Genomic DNA, 18,875 nt, shown 5'->3' on the forward strand with positions numbered 1-18,875 from the left:
CTGTTAAGGGTACCGGTTCGGTGGGTCGTCAGTGTCGGGAGCGGCGTGGGCATCAAGGACTTCGCTGACGATGCGGAAAGCCTGGGACGGCTGGTAGCCCTTGCGGGCCAGCATGGAGGCCAGCCGGCGCGTGGCTTTGTCGCGGTCCGCCTTGTCCCCAAGGTCAGTTCCGGGCCGCAGCTTCCGCTCCACCAGGCTTCGTGCGGCGGCTTCCTCGTCAGCGTCGGAGAGCTGCTCAAGGGCTGCGGCGGCGGTTTCCTGGTCGACACCTTTCTCGGCGAGCTCCCGCCGGAGTGCGGCCTTGGCCAGCTTCCGGGACTGCGACCGGCTCCGCACCCACATGTCCGCGAATTCGGCGTCATCGATGAGCCGCGCTTCCTGGAACTTGTCCAGTACCGCCTCTGCGACGTGCTCCGGGATGTTCCGTTCGGCGAGTTTGCGGGCAAGCTGAAGCCGGCTTTTCGCGGACGCTGCCAGCTGCCGGTACACGATGGCCTGGGCGACGGATACGGGATCAGGTTCGGCCTCGCCGGCTACCGGCGAATCTTGATCCGGACCGTCCTGGAAGTCAGCCGCATATGAAGCAGCGCGCCGCCCACCGGTTCTGCCCCGGCGGGGACGCGCACTTTCAGCACTGGTCAAGGGCTAGAACCCGTCAACGGCTTTCAGCTTCGGGGAGTCCTTGGACTCAGGCTCCGCCGGCTTCACGCCAACGCCGAGCTTTTCCTTGATCAGGCGCTCCAGCTCGGCGGCCAGCTCCGGGTTGTCCCGAAGGAACCGGCGGGAGTTTTCCATGCCCTGACCCAGCTGGTCGCCGTCATAGGTGAACCAGGAGCCGGACTTCTTGATGATGCCGTGCTCCACACCCATGTCAATGATGCCACCCTCGCGGGAAATGCCTTGGCCGTAGATGATGTCAAACTCGGCGACCTTGAAGGGCGGGGCCATCTTGTTCTTGACGATCTTGGCTTTGGTCCGGTTGCCGACCGAATCCGCGCCCTCCTTGAGGGTCTGGATGCGGCGCACGTCGATACGGATGGAGGCGTAGAACTTCAGCGCCTTGCCACCGGTGGTGGTTTCGGGGGAACCGAAGAAGACACCGATCTTTTCTCGCAGCTGGTTGATGAAGATCGCCGTGGTTTTGGTCTGGCTCAGGCGTCCGGTGATCTTACGCAGTGCCTGGCTCATGAGGCGTGCCTGGAGGCCTACGTGGCTGTCGCCCATGTCGCCTTCGATTTCAGCACGCGGAACCAGGGCCGCGACAGAGTCGATAACGATGACGTCCAGCGAGCCTGAACCCACCAGCATGTCCATGATCTCCAGGGCCTGCTCGCCGGTGTCCGGCTGGGAGACCAGGAGGGCGTCCGTGTCCACGCCGAGCTTGGCGGCGTATTCAGGATCGAGGGCGTGCTCGGCGTCGATGAAGGCGGCAATGCCGCCCAGCCGCTGGGCGTTGGCCACTGCATGGAGGGCCACCGTGGTCTTACCGGAAGATTCCGGCCCGTAGATCTCTACGACGCGGCCACGGGGCAGGCCGCCAATTCCCAGGGCTACGTCCAACGCAATGGAACCGGTAGGGATGACTTCGATCGGGGCCCGGACTTCGTCCCCGAGCCGCATGACTGAGCCTTTTCCGAACTGCTTGTCGATCTGGGCCAGCGCTGCTTCGAGCGCTTTTGCACGATCCGGGGCTGCCGCCATGGTTCACACCTCTAATGCTTTCTCGCTTTGGAGTGGCCTCAGCGGCCGTTTATTGGTCATCTCTGACGCTAATGGGACCCACTGACATTCCGGCCGGATGAGGGCGGCTATGTGGAAAACCCGCTAGGAAAAGCATAGCTTTACCCGAACAGGTATTCGAACAGCGGCGCGGCGTGTCAGGAGAAACTGCTCATTCCACGCGGGGTTTGATGTCCCTGCCCAGCCGCCGCTCAGGCGGAACGTCCTGGACATCGCAGACTGCCAGCCACACTTTCCGCGGCTCCACGCCGGCGGCCAGCGCCTGGTCCGCGGTACGTCCGCCCACCCCGGCAAGAACAAGGGTGCTGCTGAGGACCCGCGAGTACCCGGCGCCAAATTCGTCGTCCATGAGTCGCCAATAGTCGCTGATTCGCACCAGAAAAGTCTCTCACGATCCGCACCCTAGAATTGTTGCCATGAGCAACTCCCCCGCCATCCCGCCCGCGCACGGCCGCGAAGACGATGCCACCGTGGACGCCGCGCTGCAAAACGTGGAACACCAGATCAGCCTCTTCTGGCGGCGGGCACGGGCCATTTCCAACCAACTCTCCCGGCAGGTCCACCCGGACATGGAACCTGCGGCCTATGGGCTGCTGACGGTCATCCGGCGCGAGGGCCCCATCCGGCTCACGGACCTGGCGATGAACATCGGTGTGGGCAAACCTTCGGTGAGCCGGCAGATTGCCTTCCTGGAAAGTATCGGGTTGGTATCCAAGGAGGCCGACCCTCTGGACGGGCGGGCCCAGGCCATCCGGCTGACCCCCAAAGGCGAAGAAAAAATGCACCAGGTCCAGGATGCCCGGCGGCAGGTCTTCCGGGAGCGACTGGGGGAATGGCCGGTGGAGGACCTGCAGGAGCTGGCCCGTTTTATGGCCAAGCTGAACTCAACTTATGAGCGCGACGGTTTCCCGCACGAGGGTCCCCCGGCCCAGGCTGCCGGGGAGAAGTAGGCGGCCACGGACAAGTAGGCGGTGCGGGCAAGCAAGCGGACCAAGTACGCGGAACAGCCTGGGCAGGTCAGCCACGGAGAGCAGGCACGAAAGTGGGCGGACACAACTGAAGCCCCCGGCACACCGCCGAAGGCTTCATTGTGTTGCAGGGCCACCGGGTGGTGGATCAGCCCTTACCGGGCGCCGGAGAACAGGCCTGTTGAAAGTTCGTCGTTGAGTTCAGTGTTAAGGTCGCTTTCGAGATCACGTCCGTAACGCTGGGAGAATTCCTGGGGTACGGTGTCCGGAACGGCAACGCCTTCGGCAACTGCCACACGGTCACTGACCTCACGAAGCATGCTGGACAACGGGACGTCCAGGGCCGAGCAGATCGAGGAAAGCAACTCGGAGGATGCTTCCTTCTGGCCGCGCTCCACTTCACTCAGGTAGCCCAACGAGACACGGGCACTGTGCGAAACTTCACGGAGCGTACGCCCCTGACGCTGGCGAACATCGCGCAGGACATCACCTATTTCGTGACGAAGTACAACCATCTTGCGCTCCTTCTGTTCGCTCTTAGCCTGATCGGCGAGGCCCACATCCTTCCAGCGGACAACGCCGTTTACGGATACGGGCTGCTTTACCATCTGTATCGCCTTGCTCCTCATAGTCGGTCCGCCGGAGCGGACCATGGTGGTGGTTTTATCCTAGGCGCCCCCGCTCCGCGGAAGCGACACAATGTAATAACTAATCGGTACCGGCTTTTGTTCCCACCAACTTTACAGGCGGGTAACTTCAGGAAGCCAGTGCTTCGAGGAGCCTTTCCAGGGCAGCCCCGCATGCCTGCCCACGGATTTCGGACCGGTTCCCGGCAAACACATACTCAAACCCGGCAGTTCCCGCAGCCGTAGCTATGCCGATGTACACCGTTCCCACTGGCTTTCCATCATGGGCTTCCGGTCCGGCAACTCCGGTGGTAGAGATACCGATATCGGCGCCAAGGGCCGTCCGGGCGCCGGCGGCCATGGCGGCGGCAACACCGCTGTCAACAGATCCGACGTCGGCGAGCAATTCCGGGGGAATCCCCAGGACGCTCTCCTTCACCGAGTTCTGGTAGGCCACCACGCCGCCCTGCAGCATCCCGGAGGCGCCCGGGGTGTCAGCGAGGACAGCTGAGACCATGCCGGCAGTCAGCGACTCGGCCGTGGCCACGGTGCGGCCCAGTTCCAGTGCCTTCCTGACAGCCTGTTCCGACAGATGGTGATGGTTTGTCATGCCGGCTCCTGCCCGTTGGCCGTTCCCTGCAGCTTTCCCTTGGACCGCAGGCGCAGCGCCTCGACAACGTACTCGACGCCGGTCCAGACCGTGATCAACACGGCCACCATCATCACGGCGAAAGCTGCCCATGACAGCCACGGCATAATGGCCGCCAGCGGCAGGAGGTACAGGAAGATGGCCGCCGTCTGGACAACCGTTTTGAGCTTGCCACCCCGTGACGCGGGGATGACACCATAGCGGATCACGAAGAAACGCAGCGCCGTGATGCCCCACTCACGGACCAGGATCACCACCGTGACCCACCAGGGCAGTTCGCCGAGCACGGACAGCATGACCAGTGCGGACCCGATCAGCAGCTTGTCCGCAATCGGATCGGCAATCTTGCCGAAGTCGGTCACGAGGTTCCGGCTCCTGGCGATGTCGCCGTCGAGCTTGTCCGTGTAGATCGCGACGGCGAACGCCGCCGCCGCTGCCCAGCGCCAAGGCCCGGCCTCGCTCTGCAGGCCCGGCGCGTCAGCGATCAGGAACCAGACGAAGAACGGCACCAGCGCGATGCGGAGCATGGTCAGGACATTGGGAAGGTTCCAGACCCCGGCACGGCCTGAGCCGGCGGCGGTTGCATCGGTGCTAGTCACCTACCTAGGCTACATTCTTTGGGCTAGCGCCCGGTCAGGGACCAGGCGTCTTCCGAGCCGTCTTCGTCGTCATACCCGCCGGGAGCGGAATCAGACCCATCGTAGTATTCGACGTTCTGCTTCCGCTGGTCCAGGTCCGCCGCCACCAGGTCCTCGGCGTAACCGCCCTGGGCGATATTGGCGTTGGCGTTGTCGCTGAGGGCTGCCGTCTGGGCGTCCGGTGCCTTCGGCGCCTCCTGGCCCTTCATGGCTGCGAGGACCGGTGCCAGGTCGTCCGGCTTCACCAGGACGTCGCGGGCTTTGGAACCCTCGGAGGGGCCCACCACTCCCCGCGATTCGAGCAGGTCCATCAGGCGGCCGGCCTTGGCGAAGCCGACCCGCAGCTTGCGCTGGAGCATGGACGTGGAGCCGAACTGCGTGGTGACCACCAGCTCGGTGGCCTGCAGCAGCACCTCGAGGTCGTCCCCGATGTCGTCGTCGATCTGCTTCTTGGGCGCATCGACAGCGACGTCGTCACGGTAGGCCGCCTGGAGCTGTCCCTTGACGTGCTCCACCACCTTGTGGATCTCGGACTCCGTCACCCAGGCACCCTGGACACGCATGGCCTTTGAAGCACCCATGGGCAGGAAGAGGGCGTCACCCTGGCCAATGAGCTTCTCCGCGCCCGGCTGGTCAAGAACCACGCGTGAGTCGGTGACGGACGAGGTGGCAAACGCCATTCTCGAAGGAACGTTGGCCTTGATAAGGCCGGTGACCACGTCCACGGACGGCCGCTGCGTGGCCAGGACGAGGTGGATGCCGGCGGCGCGGGCAAGCTGGGTGATGCGGACGATCGAGTCTTCCACATCGCGCGGCGCCACCATCATGAGGTCGGCGAGCTCATCCACGATCACCAGGAGGTAGGGGTACGGGCGGATCACCCGCTTGGAATCGACCGGCGGCTGGACCTTGCCCGCGCGAACCGCCTTGTTGAAGTCGTCAATATGCTTGAAGCCGTAATTCGCGAGGTCGTCGTACCTGGCGTCCATCTCGCGGACCACCCACTGGAGGGCCTCCGCCGCCTTCTTGGGGTTGGTGATGATGGGTGTAATGAGGTGCGGGACGCCTTCGTAGGCTGTGAGTTCCACCCGTTTGGGGTCCACCATGACCATCCGGACTTCGTCCGGGGTGGCGCGCATCAGGATGGACGTGATCATGGAGTTCACGAAGGACGATTTACCGGCACCGGTGGCACCTGCCACCAGCAGGTGGGGCATCTTGGCGAGGTTGGCCACCACGTAGCCGCCCTCAACGTCCTTGCCCACGCCCATCACCATCGGATGGTCGGTGCGGCGGGCGTTCTGGCTGCGCAGTACGTCACCCAGCGAGACGGTCTCACGGTCCGTGTTGGGGATCTCGATGCCGATGGCGGATTTGCCCGGGATGGGGCTCAGGATCCGCACGTCGCTCGAGGCCACCGCGTACGAGATGTTCTTCGACAGGGCGGTAACCCGCTCCACCTTGGTGCCCGGGGCCAGCTCGATCTCGTACCGGGTGACGGTGGGACCGCGGCTGAAGCCTGTCACCGTGGCATCCACGTTGAACTGCTGAAGCGTGTCGGTGAGGGCAGCGACGACGGCGTCATTGGCCTCCGTGCGCTCCTTGGGGATTGAGCCCGGGGTCAGGTAGTCGGAGGCAGGGAGGGTGTAGGTCACGTCCCCGGCAAGCGACAACTGCTCGGTCCGCTGCGGGATGGGAACGGGTGGCGGTGCGGGAGCCACCGGGTTTGAGGGCACGGTGGGCGCCGCGGAACCCGCCTGGCCGCCGGAGGCGGACATGCCCGGGGTGATCATGGGGATGGCTTCAGTGGCGTTCTCCCCCGCTTCAGGAGAAGCAGCAGCGCCGAGTCCTTGCGCGGCCTTGATCTTCTCGACGGCGATCTCGGCCTGGGTGGGGCGGCGGACCCCAGGGGCGGGGCGCGGCGGCTGCGGTTCGTCGTCGTCGATGACGGCGTGCTCGAACGCTTCGTCGCCCACATAGCCTTCCAGGCCGGCGTCGGTATCCTCGTCCTTGCCGAACAGGCGGCGCTTCTTCTTTTTCGGTGCGGCTGGCGGGGTCCGTTCAAGGTAGCTGCGGTCGTGACGGTCGCTGTCCTCCTGGTTCATCAGGTCGATGCCCATGAGGTGCTCGTAGGCGCCCCGAACCCGCCGGGGGATGGCACCGAACGGCGTAGCGGTGATGATGAGCAGGGATACGAAGGCGAGCAGCCCGTAGAGCACCAGCGGCACGGCCGGATGGATCGCAGCCAGTGGCGAGGCACCCAGGAATCCCAGCATGCCGCCGGCCTGCCGCAACCCGTCAAAACCCTGGGCGACCGTGGGCTGGCCGCCCAGGACGTGCGCAAGGCCGCACCCTGCGAAGGTCATGATCAGGAAGCCAATGCCCACCCTGTTGTTGCCCCGGCCGTCAGAGGGTTGCCGGAACAGCCGGAAGGCGCACACAAAAAGCATCAGCGGGAGCAGCAGCGAGATCCAGCCGAACGTACCGTTCACCACGCTGTAGACGGCGTCCGGGAACCAGCCGGTGAGGCCCCACCAGGCAAAGGTGGCGATGAAGACGCCCAGGGCCAGGTTGAAGAGGGCGGCACCGTCACGGCGCTCGTCTGCCGGAAGGTCGCTGACGTCATGGCCGATGCGCCGCATTCCCCCGCCGACGAGGTGGCCGATCCCCAACCACGCTCCGCTCACTACCCGCAGCAGCCAGGGCTGGTGCTGTTCGACGGCGGGAAGCTGGCGGGTCCGCGCCGTGCCGGAGCTCCCCGTCCGTCCTGATTTGGACGCTGGGGATTTCGCTGCCGTGGAGCCGGAACCGCGGCCGCCGGAACCGCCGGATTTGCTGCCGGAGCTGGCCCTGCTTGAACCATTGGGCGCGGAAGTAGTACGAGTGGCCATATTAGCCACGGTACCGGAACGGCGGTGGTTTTCCGGGCATTTGGGAGCCGGTGGATGCCGGTTCTGAGCGCTTAAACACGTCCGGCCCGCATTCCTGGTCGGGACCAGGAGCACGGGCCGGAGCCGGCGGCAAGGAAGACTAGGCCTCAAGCACCACGGGAATGATCATGGGCTTGCGGCGGAGCTTGCGGTTGACCCACGTGCCCACCACCCGGCGGACCACCTGCTGGAGTTGGTGGGTTGTGTGATCCGTATGGTTCAGCACGGCTTCTTCCAGCGCGGCGTTGATCTTGGGGATGATCTCGTCGAACACGGCATCGTCTTCGGCCACGCCGCGGGCGTGGATCTCCGGCCCGGAAACCACCTTGCCCGTAGCTCGGTGGATGACCGTGATGATGGAGATGAAGCCTTCATCGCCCAGGGTCTGGCGGTCCTTGAGGTCGGCCTCGGTGACTTCGCCAACGCTGGAGCCGTCCACGTAGACGAAGCCCACTTCAACCTGGCCCACCACGTCTGCCCGGTGGTCCTTGAGGTCGATCACGGTGCCGTTGTCCGCGAGGATCACACTGGCTTCCGGAACGCCTGACTCGATCGCGATCTTGCCGTTGGCGATCAGGTGGCGGGTCTCACCATGTACCGGCATCGCGTTGAGCGGTTCAAGGATGTTGTAGCAGTACAGGAGTTCGCCAGCAGCGGCGTGCCCGGAGACGTGGACTTTGGCGTTGCCCTTGTGGATGACGTCGGCGCCAAGCTTGAGCAGTCCGTTGATGATCCGGAAGACGGCGTTTTCATTTCCGGGGATGAGGCTGGACGCGAGGATGACGGTGTCTCCCTCGCCCACCACGACGCGGTGGTCGCCGTTGGCCATCCGGGACAGCGCGGCCATCGGTTCGCCCTGGGAACCGGTGGACATCAGCACCACGCGGTTGTCCGGCAGGTTGTCGATGTTCTTGATGTCCACGATGAGGCCAGGCGGGACGTCCAGGTAGCCCAGCTTCTCCGCGATGGCCATGTTGCGGACCATCGAGCGGCCCACGAAAGCCACCTTGCGGTTGTGCTTGGCGGCCGCGTCCAGGACCTGCTGGACCCGGTGCACGTGGGATGAGAAGGACGCGACGATGATCCGCTTGGTGGCCTGGCCGAAGAGGCGCTCCAGTGTGGGGCCGATTTCCTTCTCCGCGGTAGTGAAACCGGGGACATCGGCATTCGTGGAATCCGACATGAAGAGGTCAACGCCCTCTTCACCGAGCTTCGCGAAGTGCCGCAGGTCCGTGATGCGGCCATCTAGGGGGAGCTGGTCCATCTTGAAGTCGCCGGTGTGCAGGACGGTGCCGCCTGCAGTGCGGAGGAACACGGCCAGGGCGTCGGGGATGGAGTGGTTGACCGCTACGAACTCGCATTCGAACGGGCCGAACTTCTCCACTTGGCCTTCCTCGACGGTGAGGGTGTAGGGCCGGATGCGGTGCTCCTGCAGCTTCGCCTCAATCAGGGCAAGGGTCAGTTGCGAGCCGACCAGCGGAATGTCACCGCGGAGGCGCAGCAGGTACGGAACAGCACCGATGTGGTCCTCATGCCCGTGGGTGAGGACCACAGCCACGATGTCGTCCAGCCGGTTCTCAATGTAGGAGAAGTCAGGCAGGATCAGGTCGACGCCGGGCTGGGTTTCCTCCGGGAAGAGCACGCCGCAGTCCACGATCAGCAGCTTGCCGTCGATTTCGAACACGGCCATGTTCCGGCCAATTTCCCCAAGTCCGCCCAGCGGAACAATCCGGAGCGTTCCCTGCGGCAGGCGGGGAGGGGTGACAAGGCCGGTTAGGGCAGTTTGGGTCATATTGCACTACTTTCCAGGCGCAAGGGCGCCGGTCTCAGCCCTCAGGAAAAGACCAGCCCCGCTTCCGCCAAATCCCCGCGGATGGTTTCGATCTCGGCTTCGTCCGGCTCCACGAGGGGCAAACGGACAATCGAGTTGGGCAGGACTCCCTGCCATTTAAGAATCTGTTTGGCCGCAACGGCCCCCTGGACCCGGGTCATGGTGGCGCGGACCACGGGCTGAAGCTCGAAGTTGATCTTCCGCGCGGTTTCGAGGTCGTTGGCATTGACCGCATCGATGAGGTCGCGGAACTGGCGGGTGGCCACATGCGTGGTGACGCCGACGAGGCCAACGGCACCCAGCGCCATCCAGGGAAGGGTCAGTCCGTCGTCGCCGGAGTAGAAGAGCAGGTCTGTTTCAGCCATAACGCGGGTGGCCGCAACGAAATCGGCCTTGGCGTCCTTGACGGCCACAATGTTGGGGTGCTGCGCCAGGCGGATCATGGTCTCGGGTTCGATGGCGATCGAGGACCGGCCGGGGATGTCGTAGAGCATAACGGGCACGTCCGCGGCGGAGGCGATGGTTTCAAAGTGTGCGCGCAGTCCGGCCTGGCTGGGCTTGTTGTAGTAAGGGGTGACCAGCAGGATGCCGTCGACGCCGAGGGCTGCAGCCTGCTGGGAGAGGTGCACTGAGTGCGCGGTGTCGTTGGTGCCGGTGCCGGCAATGATTGCCGCCTGGCCTCCGACCGCTTCCTTGACGGCCCGGAACATGCCCAGGTTCTCTTCGTCGGTGAGGGTGGAAGTTTCGCCTGTGGTTCCGGTGACCACCAGGCCGTCGCAGCCGTCGTCCACCAGCTTGCTGGCCAGTTCCGCGGCCTGCTGGTAGTCCACTGTGCCGTCCTTCGTGAACGGCGTGACCATGGCGGTCAGGAGGGTGCCAAGGGCAGGGATGCGCGCGGAAGTGTCAGCCATGGAAAAAACGTTACCCTGTCCCCGGCCGGTTAGGACAATAGGGGCGGCGTGATGAACGTCAAACAGCCGCCTCGCCGAAGGGGCCGCCGGTGTGCTTGCGGTATTTTGCGAGACGGCTTCGCTGCAGGATGCAGGGAACAACTTCGGTGCCGATTCCTGTTGCTTGCTTCAGCGGAAAGCCGTCAGGACCCCACAAGCCGCTCAAGCCGCACGATTCACCCAAGGGGCTCCTGCCGCCGAGGTTGGCGAGCAGCGTGAACATCCTGTTGTCCATGGCCCGCGCTCCGAGGTGGAGGGCCAGCCGGTGTTCCTCGTCCCTGGTGTAAAGGGCGGACACGCAATACACGTCAGCTCCTGCTGCAGCGGCGTCGGTTGCGTGAGCCGGTACGGAGGTATCGAAGCAGAGAGCGAGTGCAATGGTCCACCCGTCCACCATGATCAGGGTGGCGCCCTCCCCCGGCGTGAACAGCTCTTGCTCCTGGCCGTGCAGGTGCGTCTTGAACGCCGTTTCCGTGCTGCCGTCCGGATGAATGGCTACGGATGCCAGGCGCGCCGCACCATCACTTTCGCGGAGGGCAGCGCCGACAACAGCCGTAACCCCGGTCCTGCGGCAGATCTCCCGGACGTCGCCGAGGCGTTCGTCGTCCGGCATCAGCCAGGAATCGGAATCCCTGAGGAGATCCAGCCGGTAGCCGGTGAGGGACAGTTCCGGGAAGACCACCAGGCGGGCGCCGTGGTCATCGGCGTCCTCGATGAGGCGCACGTGCTCGGCAGCGTTTGCGGTGATCCCTCCGTCCAGGGGCTGGTACTGGATAGCGGCGACGGGGAGGGTGTCTGTCACGCCTCCATCCTAGGCAGCTGCCCTGACGCCCACCTCAGCAGCGGTCCTTTTGAGCGCGTGGCGGTTCACCAGGACCATGCTGGCAATACCTGCCGACGGCCGCCTGCCTCAGCCCTTCCGCCCACGCGGCCAGCCTCTGGGCTGCCCGGACGTAGTGGAACAGTTCGACCGGAGTCAGGGCGTCGATATCCGTCTCGCCGAGCCGGCGCGCGAGCTCCGCCCCCTCCGGCTGCGCGGACAGGCTGATGCCCTCCTGCTCCCACTGGATATCCTCGGAGGATTTTCCAGTCACCAGCTGGCGGAAGAGGTAGTCAACAACACCCGGGCTCATTGCCTTCAGTGGCCCGGCATCCTGTGACTCCGAAGCGGGGATATCGGGTGATGGGGTTTGCATGCGATCCATGTTATTCGAACATATATTCGAAGACAAGAGCAGTTTATTGACAGCTCCGGTACAGGCAGGTGTGAGACGATCTGGTCATGACCTCCCGTAATGCCGCCACCTCTTCCAGGACGGCTGCCGTCCGGTCGATACCGGGCCGGCTGCATGGCATTGACGCGGCGCGCGGGCTGGCCCTGCTGGGGATGATGGCCACCCATCGGCTTCCCACGTTTGAACCGAACGCCGACCTGACCCCTACCTGGATCGGCCTGACTTTTTCAGGCCGGGCAGCCGCTCTGTTCGCAGTGCTGGCAGGCGTTGGCCTTGCCCTGTCCACGGGTAAGCACAGGCCGCTGGATGGCCCGGACCTGTCGGCAGCCCGGCGCGGCGTTGCCTTGCGCGCCCTGGTGATTGCCGCCGTCGGACTTAGTTTGGGCGGCCTCGAAGTGAACCTGGCCATCATCCTGGTCCACTACGCAGTGCTGTTCCTGTGCGTCCTGCCGTTCCTGGGCATGAAGCTGAAGCCGCTCGTCGGATGGACGGTCGGTTGGATCCTTGCCTCACCGGTTTTGGCGTACTTGCTGCGCCCCTGGCTGCTGGCTGCGAACCCGCCCCTAAGGCTCGGCCACAACCCTTCCTGGGAGGATCTGTCCATCCCCACCCGGCTCCTGGCGGACCTCTTCTTCACCGGCTATTACCCCGTCTTCCAATGGCTGTCCTACCTGCTGGTGGGGCTCGTCGTCGGCCGCCTGATGCTCAACAAGGCCCTCGTCCCGTGGGTGCTCCTGATCGGAGGCACCATCGTTGCTGTCCTGGCCAAAGCCCTGGGAACCGCGGCGATGGAAAGCTGGGGCGGGCGGGCTGCCCTGGAAAAGTTGCTTGATTCCCCCGGCTATCCGTTGCACAGCGTCCTGCAGGTAAACCTGACGGGCATCCCGCAGGAGGGGTCCTGGTGGTGGCTGGCCTCGGCGGCGCCCCATTCGGCCACGCCGCTTGACCTGCTGCATACGTCCGCCGTGGCAGCGGCGGTGATCGGGGCCTTCCTCCTGCTGGGCAGGCTGGCCGAGTGGGTGGCCCTGGACCTGTTGCTGCCGCTTCGCGGTGCGGGGGCCATGACCCTGACCCTCTACTCCGTCCACGTGTGGGTGGTTTCGGGCTTCTACCTCAAGCCGCTCCCGGCCGGCTGGACTGAGGACGCGATGTACTTCGCCCACGCCGCCACAGCAGTGATTGTGGGCATGGTGTTCGTGCTGCTGAAGTGGCGCGGACCCCTGGAATGGCTGGGGCACGCGGCAAATCAGGTGGGCCGCGGCAACGCCAAGGCCCTGCGCTAAATGCACCGCAGCTAAATGCACCGCCGTTTGATGCACCGCCGTTTGATGCACCGCCGTTAGATCCGCCGTTCCAGGGAGCGGGAGGGCAAAACAGGTCGCCAAAGCGCTAGGCCGGAACCTGGCCGCGGAAGAGCTTGACGGCGTCGCGCATGGAGGCGCGGGCGCGCTTGCGGTCGCCGGCGGCGTCGTAGGCGCAGCTCAGCCTGAACCAGGAACGCCAGTCTTCCGGTGCTGCTTCAGCCTCCGCCCGGTACTTCTCGAACTCCGCATCCGCTGCGGAACGGACGATCCGCCCCGCCGGGGTCCTGGGCAGCTCGTCCACGGGAAGGCCGCCCTCGGCCTCGAGGACCTTCGCCATCTGCTCGGTGCGGGCTCCGAACATGAGTTCCCGGACGAGCGCCCAGGCACCAATCACCGGCAGCACGAGGTAGGCGGCTCCGATGGCGACGGCGGCAGGGTTGCTGTCCGTCAGCAGCAGAACCGAGCGCTGGAAGGACACCACCAGATAGAAGACCAGGAGGAGCGTGACTGCACCCACCCAGATTTTGGTGCGGTTCTTCCGGAGGCCTTCAACCAACCCGCCCACGGCTACAGCCCCAGGTCCAGGTAGCCGTCGAGGCCCACCGTGAGCCCGGGATGTGCGGCGACGCCGCGCAGGCCAAGCAGTACGCCGGGCATAAAGGAGGCGCGGTCGAAGGAGTCATGGCGCAGCGTCAGCTGCTCGCCGGCGCTGCCGAGCAGGACTTCCTGGTGGGCGACGAGGCCGCGAAGCCGTACGCTGTGGACGCGAACGCCATCCACCTCACAGCCGCGCGCACCGGAAAGTTCGCTGGTGGTGGCATCGGGGCTGGGTGGCACCTGGGCGGCCCTGCGTTCGGCGGCGATGAGCTCGGCCGTCCGGACTGCCGTGCCCGACGGCGCGTCCACCTTGTCCGGGTGGTGCAGCTCAATGATTTCGACCGACTCGAAGTACTTGGATGCCTTCGCGGCGAAGGCGGAGGCCAGCACGGAGCCAAGGGCGAAATTGGGTGCGATCAGCACACCGGTCTCCGGCCGGCTTGCCAGCAGGTTTTTCAACCCGGACAGCTTGCCGGCGTCCCACCCGGTGGTGCCGACAACGGCGTGGATGCCATGTTCAACGGCGAAGCGCACGTTCGCTTCAGTGCTTTCGGGAACCGTTAGGTCCACCACGAAGCGTGCCCCCGCAACGGTGAGCTGGTCCAGCGAATCTCCCCGGCCCAACGCGGCGACGAGCTTCATGTCAGGGGCCGCTTCAATGGCTTTTACGGCTTCGGCGCCCATGCGCCCATTCGCGCCCAGCACGGCAACGGGCATGGGAGCAGAGTGTTGTTCGGTCATGGCGTTAACCCTACCGGTGGGCCTGCGGGGCACAGGAACTGTGGAGTGTGCGTTACCTCGCAGGAACAGGCCCGAGGGAGCTTGGGCGAACCAGGCACAACAGCAGGATCAGCTGCCCGCGCCTACCCATTCCACGGTGCCGTCGGCGAAGAACTGTTCCTTCCAGATGGGCACCTGCTCCTTGATTCTGTCCACCAGCTCCGAGCACACGGCAAAGGCCTGGCCGCGGTGGGCTGCGGAGACGGCACACACGAGCGCGGGATCCCCGATGTCGAGCATGCCGATCCGGTGGGCTGCCCAGATCCGTACGGGCTGGGAGGGAGCACCACCGGCCCCTTGTGCCTCTGCCGTTTGTTCCGCTGCCAGCCGGGCAACGACGTCGGCCATCACCTGGTGGGCGGTGGGATGCGCGCTGTAGCTGAGGCGGTTGACCGCCTTGCCGCCGTCGTGATTGCGCACCACGCCGCTGAAGCTGACCACCGCCCCGGCGGTGTCACTTTCCACTGCCGCAATGGCCTGGTCAACGGAGATGGGCTCCGCGCTCAGGACCGCGCGGACCACCTCGAATGCTGTTTCAGTGCCCATGTCCGCCTTCCAACTGGTCGCAAAGGTGCCCGATCACCGGATCCAGGACGGTGAGTCCGTCCATCACCCCTTTGGGTGACCCGGGCAGGTTGATGATGAAGGTGCTTCCGGCGGCGCCTGCGTAACCGCGGCTGAGTGCCGCAAGCGGCGTTTTCGCTGCGCCGGCGCGTCGGATGGCTTCCATGATGCCGGGGATCTCGCGGTCCAGCAGCGGCAGCGTGACGTCCGGTGTCCTGTCGTCCGCGCTGAGGCCCGTGCCTCCGCTGGTAATGACGACGGCGGGGCGCTGGGTCAGCAGGGCGCGGATGGCTGCGCCCACGGGCTCGCCGTCGGGAACCACCATGGCGGGGAACACGTCAAAGCCGTGCTCGGTCAGCCAGTCGGTAATCACGGGGCCGGTTTCGTCGTCGTAGATTCCGGCGGCGGCCCGGGTGGAAGCGATGACGACGCCGGCCTTCCGGCCTTGGACGTCACCGTGGCGGTGGGGTTCCGGGGCATTCAGGATGCTGGGGCTGCTCACAGTGTCCAGTCCCCGCTCTTGCCGCCGCTCTTGGCAAGCACTTTGATGTCATTCAGTACCGCGTGTTTGTCCACAGCCTTGATCATGTCGTACACGCTCAGGGCCGCGACGGAGGCTGCCGTGAGGGCTTCCATTTCCACGCCGGTGACGCCGCGGGTCTTGACCGTTGCGAGGATGGCGACGGACTCCGTGCCAAGCTCAAAGTCCACCGTGACCTTGGACAGCGGAAGCGGATGGCACAGCGGAATCAGTTCCGGAGTCTTCTTCGCGGCCATGATTCCGGCAACGCGTGCCACGGCCAGGGCGTCTCCCTTGGGCAGCCCGCCCGAGCCGAGGAGGGCCATGACGTCTGCCGTGGTGTGGACCGTGGCGGTGGCGGTGGCCTCGCGGGTGGTTTCGGCTTTGGCGGACACGTCCACCATCTGGGCGCTGCCGTCCTGGCGCAGGTGCGTCAGTGCGGCCGGGGGTTGTTGTGCATTCACAGCATCCATACTTCCACCTCTGCCCCGGCCGCGAGCGCGGCCACTCCAACCGGGACATGAACCAGCACGTTCGAACCGGCGAGCGCATGCATCAGGTGCGAGCTTTCCCCGCCCTGCAGCTTCACGGTCCCGTCGGGCTGCAGGGTGCCGCGGCGGACCTGGTGCTTGTGTTCAGGAGACGTGAGCGGCTGGCTGAGGCGGGCACGGAGGGGCAGGCGCGGCGCCGGTGCGCCGAGCAGGCCGGCCAGGACGGGGCGGAGGAACATTTCAAAGGACACCAGGCAGCTGACCGGATTTCCCGGGAAGCCCAGGAATGGGCGTCCCTCGAAGGTGCCGATCCCCTGCGGACCACCCGGCTGCATGGCCACGTGCAGGAAGTCCACCGGCTGGTCCTGCATCGCCTGCCGGACCACCTCGTACGCGCCCTGGCTGACTCCGCCGGTGGTGACGATCAGGTCCACGGCGTCGGGCTCGGCGCGCAGCAGCGTACGAAGCCGGTCCGGGTTGTCCGTGACGATGCCGGTGCGGCGGACGTTCAGCCCCGCCTGCTTCATGGCCGCTTCAAGGAGGGTGGCGTTGGAGTCGTAGATCTTGCCGGCAGGCAGCTCCTGGCCGGGCTCCACCACTTCGTCGCCGGTGGTGACCAGCAGGACAGTTACTGCTTTGAAGACCGTAACCTCCGGAATCCCCAGCGCGGCGAGCAGCCCCAACTGGGCCGGGCCCAGGAAGGTTCCGGCGGCCAGGGCTGTCCTGCCCGCCTCCACGTCGCTGCCTGCTGCCCGCACGTAGGTGCCGGGCGCTGCTGGAGGCAGCCACACCGTGGCCTGCGCCGTGTGCGGCAGGAAACGGTCCGGAATGGCCCGTTCAATGGGGACGACGGCGTCGGACCCCTCCGGGAGCATCGCACCGGTCATGACCGGAACGGCCATCCCGGGTTGGAGTGGTGCAGGGAATGCTCCGGCTGGAACGGGGGGCATAGCGCTCAACTCCGCTCCGCCGTCAGGCACGTCAATAGAACGGATGGCGTAGCCATCCATCTGGGAGTTGGGGAAGGGCGGCAGGCTGATGGGAGCGCGGACGGCGTTCACCAGGCCTCGGCCCAGCGCCTGGTGCAGGGGCAGCAATTCCGCCCGTTCCGGTGCCCGCACATGCTGCAACAGTTCAGCGACGGCGGCGGCATGGTCAGCCACGGACCGCGCCTGGTGCCCGCCCTGATGCCGCCGGTGTGGCCCCTGGGCGCCGGGCTGGTGTTCCTGCTGGTGCGGGGCTTGCCCTACAGACGTTCCATGGTGTTGCGGGCTGGTCATGGTTCCGCCTTCGGTAGCCGTCAGGGTTTCACCTCCACTCTAATCGTGTGGAACCCGGTGGCTCCGTCCGGGGCGACAGGCCGGCTCTCCTCGTCCTGCGCCTTACCATTCAGGTCCGTGGCACGGACCTGGAGTTCGTACTGGCCTTCCGTCAGTTCCAGGCCCAGTTTCCATTGGTACCAAGTGTCCAGCGAGATGCCTTCGGCCAGCTCCGCCTGCTGCCACTGGCCGCGGTTTACGCGGACCTCCACCTTTTCGATGCCGGTGTGTTGGGCCCAGGCGATGCCGCCGACCATCACCGTTCCCGCCTTCACCGGCCGGCCATCTCGTGGCACATCAATCCTTGAGGACGTTTTGATCGGGCCCCGCTCCGACCAGCCCCGGGGAGTCCAGTAGGCGACGTCGTCCGCGAAGCGGGTGACCTTGAGCCCGGTGACCCATTTGGTGGCCGACACGTACCCGTACAGCCCTGGCACCACCAGCCGCACCGGAAATCCGTGCTCAAGGGGCAGCGGCTCGCCATTCATTCCGACGGCCAGCAGGGCGTCCCGGCCATCCCTGAGCACCTCAAGGGGGGTGCCTGCGGTCCAGCCGTCCACACTTCGTGAGAGCACCATGTCTGCGCCGGGCTGGGGGCGGGCGAGGCTGAGCAGTTCGCGGACCGGCCAGCCGAGCCAACGTGCGTTGCCGATGAGGTCTCCGCCCACGTTGTTGGATACACAGGCGATGGTTATGTGGCGCTCCACCATGGGCTTGGCCAGGAGCTCGGCGAAGGTCAACTCCACCTCCTTGTCCACCATGCCCGTGACTTTCAGGACCCACGTGTCCGGGTCGACCGCGGGAACCACAAGCGCGGTGTCTATGCGGTAAAAGTCAGCGTTGGGAGTGACCAGTGGTTGCATGCCGTCCACCGTCACCTCCGCAGTTGGCGGAATGGCTGGTGCCAGTGATGCGGGGGCCGGCAGCGTCACACGACTGCGGGCTTCGCTGGCCACGGCGGCGGCACCGCGCCATACTCCCGCCAGCGCACCGCCGATGACAGTGAACGCGGCTCCGCCTGCGACGGCTTGCAGGAAGCGACGGCGGGCTGGCGCTTCCGGGGACGCTAATTCCGCTCCCGCGCTCCCCCACTCATGCAGCCAGCGAATCAGGAACCTAAGCAGCACTCCGGCCGCGACTGCGGTAAGTACTGGCAACACCATCGAATTAAAGGTGACCTGGGCGCGGGTCAGGACGGCCGCCAGACCCACGAGACCGAAGACAGCGACCACTGCGGCGCCCATAAAGCGGCGGCGGTACTCCGCTACCCCCGCCAGCGCGGCCAGGGACGCCATGACCAGAGCCATTCCGGCCAGGAGAGCCACCTTGTCGGCAGTACCGAACAGCGCCACGGCCCAGTCCTTGACACCGGGAGGAACGGCGTCGATGACAGCGCCGCCAACAGCGGTAAGCGGCGACAACGACGGACTGAAAATACCCGCCAACAGCTCCCCCAGCACCACGGCGCTGCCCACCGCAACTGCCCCTGCGGCCGCTGCCCACCGCCCCTTCAGGCGTGGCGTTGACTGGTGCGGCAGCGGAGGGTGCGCGGGTTCCCGCAGCCCGGCCCCGCCGTCGTGCGTTGCCTGCCTTGGCTGGGAGCTGTCCACACTTCCAGCATAGGTTCGCGGAGTTCAGGTGGCGCGGGCCCTGCCGTGAATTCCGCTGGGTATTCTGTTGCAGCCCTTTGCGCTGTCACGGGTGTGATGCACAGCCCAACGTGGCGTAGCCTG

At 65.7% G+C, this 18,875-nt stretch carries 20 protein-coding genes; 2 read left to right on the forward strand and 18 right to left on the reverse strand.

Annotation, left to right across the window (positions count from 1 at the left end; translation table 11 throughout):
• Positions 1-3 precede the first annotated feature (3 nt).
• The 3 genes from AC5RV1_RS17760 to AC5RV1_RS17770 form a co-directional block, all read right to left on the reverse strand.
• On the reverse strand, positions 4-642 hold the full coding sequence (locus tag AC5RV1_RS17760) for a regulatory protein RecX (protein ID WP_493995462.1): 639 nt from the start codon (positions 640-642) through the stop codon (positions 4-6).
• A 3-nt stretch (positions 643-645) separates the two neighbouring features.
• A complete protein-coding gene (recA, locus tag AC5RV1_RS17765) occupies positions 646-1,701 on the reverse strand; it encodes a recombinase RecA (RefSeq protein ID WP_066274884.1) in 1,056 nt (351 codons plus the stop codon).
• A gap of 190 nt (positions 1,702-1,891) precedes the next feature.
• Complete coding sequence (locus AC5RV1_RS17770; protein ID WP_163164541.1) at positions 1,892-2,116, reverse strand: DUF3046 domain-containing protein; 225 nt, start codon at positions 2,114-2,116, stop codon at positions 1,892-1,894.
• Positions 2,117-2,156: 40 nt separating this feature from the next.
• Here AC5RV1_RS17770 and AC5RV1_RS17775 point away from each other — a divergent pair, with 40 nt between their 5' ends.
• A complete protein-coding gene (locus AC5RV1_RS17775; protein ID WP_493995463.1) occupies positions 2,157-2,690 on the forward strand; it encodes a MarR family winged helix-turn-helix transcriptional regulator in 534 nt (177 codons plus the stop codon).
• Positions 2,691-2,863: 173 nt separating this feature from the next.
• Here AC5RV1_RS17775 and AC5RV1_RS17780 read toward each other — a convergent pair whose 3' ends face one another.
• The 8 genes from AC5RV1_RS17780 to AC5RV1_RS17815 all read right to left on the reverse strand — a co-directional run bounded on the left by AC5RV1_RS17780 (position 2,864) and on the right by AC5RV1_RS17815 (position 11,528).
• On the reverse strand, positions 2,864-3,316 hold the full coding sequence (locus AC5RV1_RS17780; RefSeq protein WP_493947239.1) for a helix-turn-helix domain-containing protein: 453 nt from the start codon (positions 3,314-3,316) through the stop codon (positions 2,864-2,866).
• Between the two features lie 148 nt (positions 3,317-3,464).
• Complete coding sequence (locus AC5RV1_RS17785) at positions 3,465-3,944, reverse strand: CinA family protein (RefSeq protein ID WP_493995464.1); 480 nt, start codon at positions 3,942-3,944, stop codon at positions 3,465-3,467.
• Positions 3,941-4,582, reverse strand: coding sequence for a CDP-diacylglycerol--glycerol-3-phosphate 3-phosphatidyltransferase (pgsA, locus tag AC5RV1_RS17790; protein ID WP_493995465.1), 642 nt, complete (start codon positions 4,580-4,582; stop codon positions 3,941-3,943). The genes AC5RV1_RS17785 and pgsA overlap by 4 nt, the downstream gene beginning before the upstream one ends.
• Positions 4,583-4,605: 23 nt before the next feature.
• Positions 4,606-7,512 carry an FtsK/SpoIIIE family DNA translocase gene (locus AC5RV1_RS17795; RefSeq protein WP_493995466.1) on the reverse strand — a complete coding sequence of 969 codons (2,907 nt, stop codon included), beginning with the start codon at positions 7,510-7,512 and terminating at the stop codon, positions 4,606-4,608.
• Between the two features lie 139 nt (positions 7,513-7,651).
• Entirely contained in the window at positions 7,652-9,343 is a 1,692-nt protein-coding gene (locus AC5RV1_RS17800; protein WP_493947243.1) for a ribonuclease J, read from the reverse strand.
• Positions 9,344-9,384: 41 nt separating this feature from the next.
• Entirely contained in the window at positions 9,385-10,293 is a 909-nt protein-coding gene (gene dapA / locus AC5RV1_RS17805) for a 4-hydroxy-tetrahydrodipicolinate synthase (RefSeq protein WP_493995467.1), read from the reverse strand.
• Between the two features lie 58 nt (positions 10,294-10,351).
• Positions 10,352-11,134: a carbon-nitrogen hydrolase family protein gene (locus AC5RV1_RS17810; RefSeq protein WP_493995468.1), complete on the reverse strand. Its 783-nt coding sequence runs from the start codon at positions 11,132-11,134 to the stop codon at positions 10,352-10,354.
• A gap of 34 nt (positions 11,135-11,168) precedes the next feature.
• Positions 11,169-11,528: a hypothetical protein gene (locus tag AC5RV1_RS17815; RefSeq protein WP_493947246.1), complete on the reverse strand. Its 360-nt coding sequence runs from the start codon at positions 11,526-11,528 to the stop codon at positions 11,169-11,171.
• A gap of 86 nt (positions 11,529-11,614) precedes the next feature.
• Here AC5RV1_RS17815 and AC5RV1_RS17820 point away from each other — a divergent pair, with 86 nt between their 5' ends.
• Positions 11,615-12,850: a heparan-alpha-glucosaminide N-acetyltransferase domain-containing protein gene (locus tag AC5RV1_RS17820; protein WP_493995469.1), complete on the forward strand. Its 1,236-nt coding sequence runs from the start codon at positions 11,615-11,617 to the stop codon at positions 12,848-12,850.
• A gap of 106 nt (positions 12,851-12,956) precedes the next feature.
• Here the strand turns inward: AC5RV1_RS17820 and AC5RV1_RS17825 are convergent, their stop codons facing one another.
• The 7 genes from AC5RV1_RS17825 to AC5RV1_RS17855 all read right to left on the reverse strand — a co-directional run bounded on the left by AC5RV1_RS17825 (position 12,957) and on the right by AC5RV1_RS17855 (position 18,605).
• A complete protein-coding gene (locus AC5RV1_RS17825) occupies positions 12,957-13,436 on the reverse strand; it encodes a hypothetical protein (RefSeq protein WP_493947248.1) in 480 nt (159 codons plus the stop codon).
• Positions 13,437-13,438: 2 nt separating this feature from the next.
• Positions 13,439-14,209, reverse strand: a complete 771-nt coding sequence (gene dapB / locus AC5RV1_RS17830) for a 4-hydroxy-tetrahydrodipicolinate reductase (protein ID WP_493995470.1) — start codon at positions 14,207-14,209, stop codon at positions 13,439-13,441.
• Between the two features lie 108 nt (positions 14,210-14,317).
• On the reverse strand, positions 14,318-14,794 hold the full coding sequence (locus tag AC5RV1_RS17835; RefSeq protein WP_493947250.1) for a molybdenum cofactor biosynthesis protein MoaE: 477 nt from the start codon (positions 14,792-14,794) through the stop codon (positions 14,318-14,320).
• Positions 14,784-15,314: a MogA/MoaB family molybdenum cofactor biosynthesis protein gene (locus tag AC5RV1_RS17840; RefSeq protein WP_493995471.1), complete on the reverse strand. Its 531-nt coding sequence runs from the start codon at positions 15,312-15,314 to the stop codon at positions 14,784-14,786. The genes AC5RV1_RS17835 and AC5RV1_RS17840 overlap by 11 nt, the downstream gene beginning before the upstream one ends.
• Complete coding sequence (gene moaC, locus AC5RV1_RS17845) at positions 15,311-15,805, reverse strand: cyclic pyranopterin monophosphate synthase MoaC (RefSeq protein ID WP_493947252.1); 495 nt, start codon at positions 15,803-15,805, stop codon at positions 15,311-15,313. The genes AC5RV1_RS17840 and moaC overlap by 4 nt, the downstream gene beginning before the upstream one ends.
• On the reverse strand, positions 15,793-17,103 hold the full coding sequence (locus AC5RV1_RS17850) for a molybdopterin molybdotransferase MoeA (RefSeq protein ID WP_493995472.1): 1,311 nt from the start codon (positions 17,101-17,103) through the stop codon (positions 15,793-15,795). The genes moaC and AC5RV1_RS17850 overlap by 13 nt, the downstream gene beginning before the upstream one ends.
• 20 nt (positions 17,104-17,123) lie before the next feature.
• On the reverse strand, positions 17,124-18,605 hold the full coding sequence (locus AC5RV1_RS17855) for a molybdopterin-dependent oxidoreductase (protein ID WP_493995484.1): 1,482 nt from the start codon (positions 18,603-18,605) through the stop codon (positions 17,124-17,126).
• Positions 18,606-18,875 lie beyond the last annotated feature (270 nt).

Source organism: Arthrobacter sp. Hb9-2 (assembly GCF_059091165.1).

Excerpts from the sequence above, each read along its gene's own strand:
- recA (WP_066274884.1), bottom strand. The coding sequence starts at position 1,701 with ATGGCGGCAGCCCCGGATCGTGCAAAAGCGCTCGAAGCAGCGCTGGCC.
- AC5RV1_RS17775 (WP_493995463.1), top strand. The coding sequence starts at position 2,157 with ATGAGCAACTCCCCCGCCATCCCGCCCGCGCACGGCCGCGAAGACGAT.
- AC5RV1_RS17780 (WP_493947239.1), bottom strand. The coding sequence starts at position 3,316 with ATGGTAAAGCAGCCCGTATCCGTAAACGGCGTTGTCCGCTGGAAGGAT.
- AC5RV1_RS17785 (WP_493995464.1), bottom strand. The coding sequence starts at position 3,944 with ATGACAAACCATCACCATCTGTCGGAACAGGCTGTCAGGAAGGCACTG.
- AC5RV1_RS17795 (WP_493995466.1), bottom strand. The coding sequence starts at position 7,512 with ATGGCCACTCGTACTACTTCCGCGCCCAATGGTTCAAGCAGGGCCAGC.
- AC5RV1_RS17800 (WP_493947243.1), bottom strand. The coding sequence starts at position 9,343 with ATGACCCAAACTGCCCTAACCGGCCTTGTCACCCCTCCCCGCCTGCCG.
- dapA (WP_493995467.1), bottom strand. The coding sequence starts at position 10,293 with ATGGCTGACACTTCCGCGCGCATCCCTGCCCTTGGCACCCTCCTGACC.
- AC5RV1_RS17815 (WP_493947246.1), bottom strand. The coding sequence starts at position 11,528 with ATGCAAACCCCATCACCCGATATCCCCGCTTCGGAGTCACAGGATGCC.
- AC5RV1_RS17820 (WP_493995469.1), top strand. The coding sequence starts at position 11,615 with ATGACCTCCCGTAATGCCGCCACCTCTTCCAGGACGGCTGCCGTCCGG.
- dapB (WP_493995470.1), bottom strand. The coding sequence starts at position 14,209 with ATGACCGAACAACACTCTGCTCCCATGCCCGTTGCCGTGCTGGGCGCG.
- AC5RV1_RS17835 (WP_493947250.1), bottom strand. The coding sequence starts at position 14,794 with ATGGGCACTGAAACAGCATTCGAGGTGGTCCGCGCGGTCCTGAGCGCG.
- moaC (WP_493947252.1), bottom strand. The coding sequence starts at position 15,805 with ATGGATGCTGTGAATGCACAACAACCCCCGGCCGCACTGACGCACCTG.
- AC5RV1_RS17850 (WP_493995472.1), bottom strand. The coding sequence starts at position 17,103 with ATGACCAGCCCGCAACACCATGGAACGTCTGTAGGGCAAGCCCCGCAC.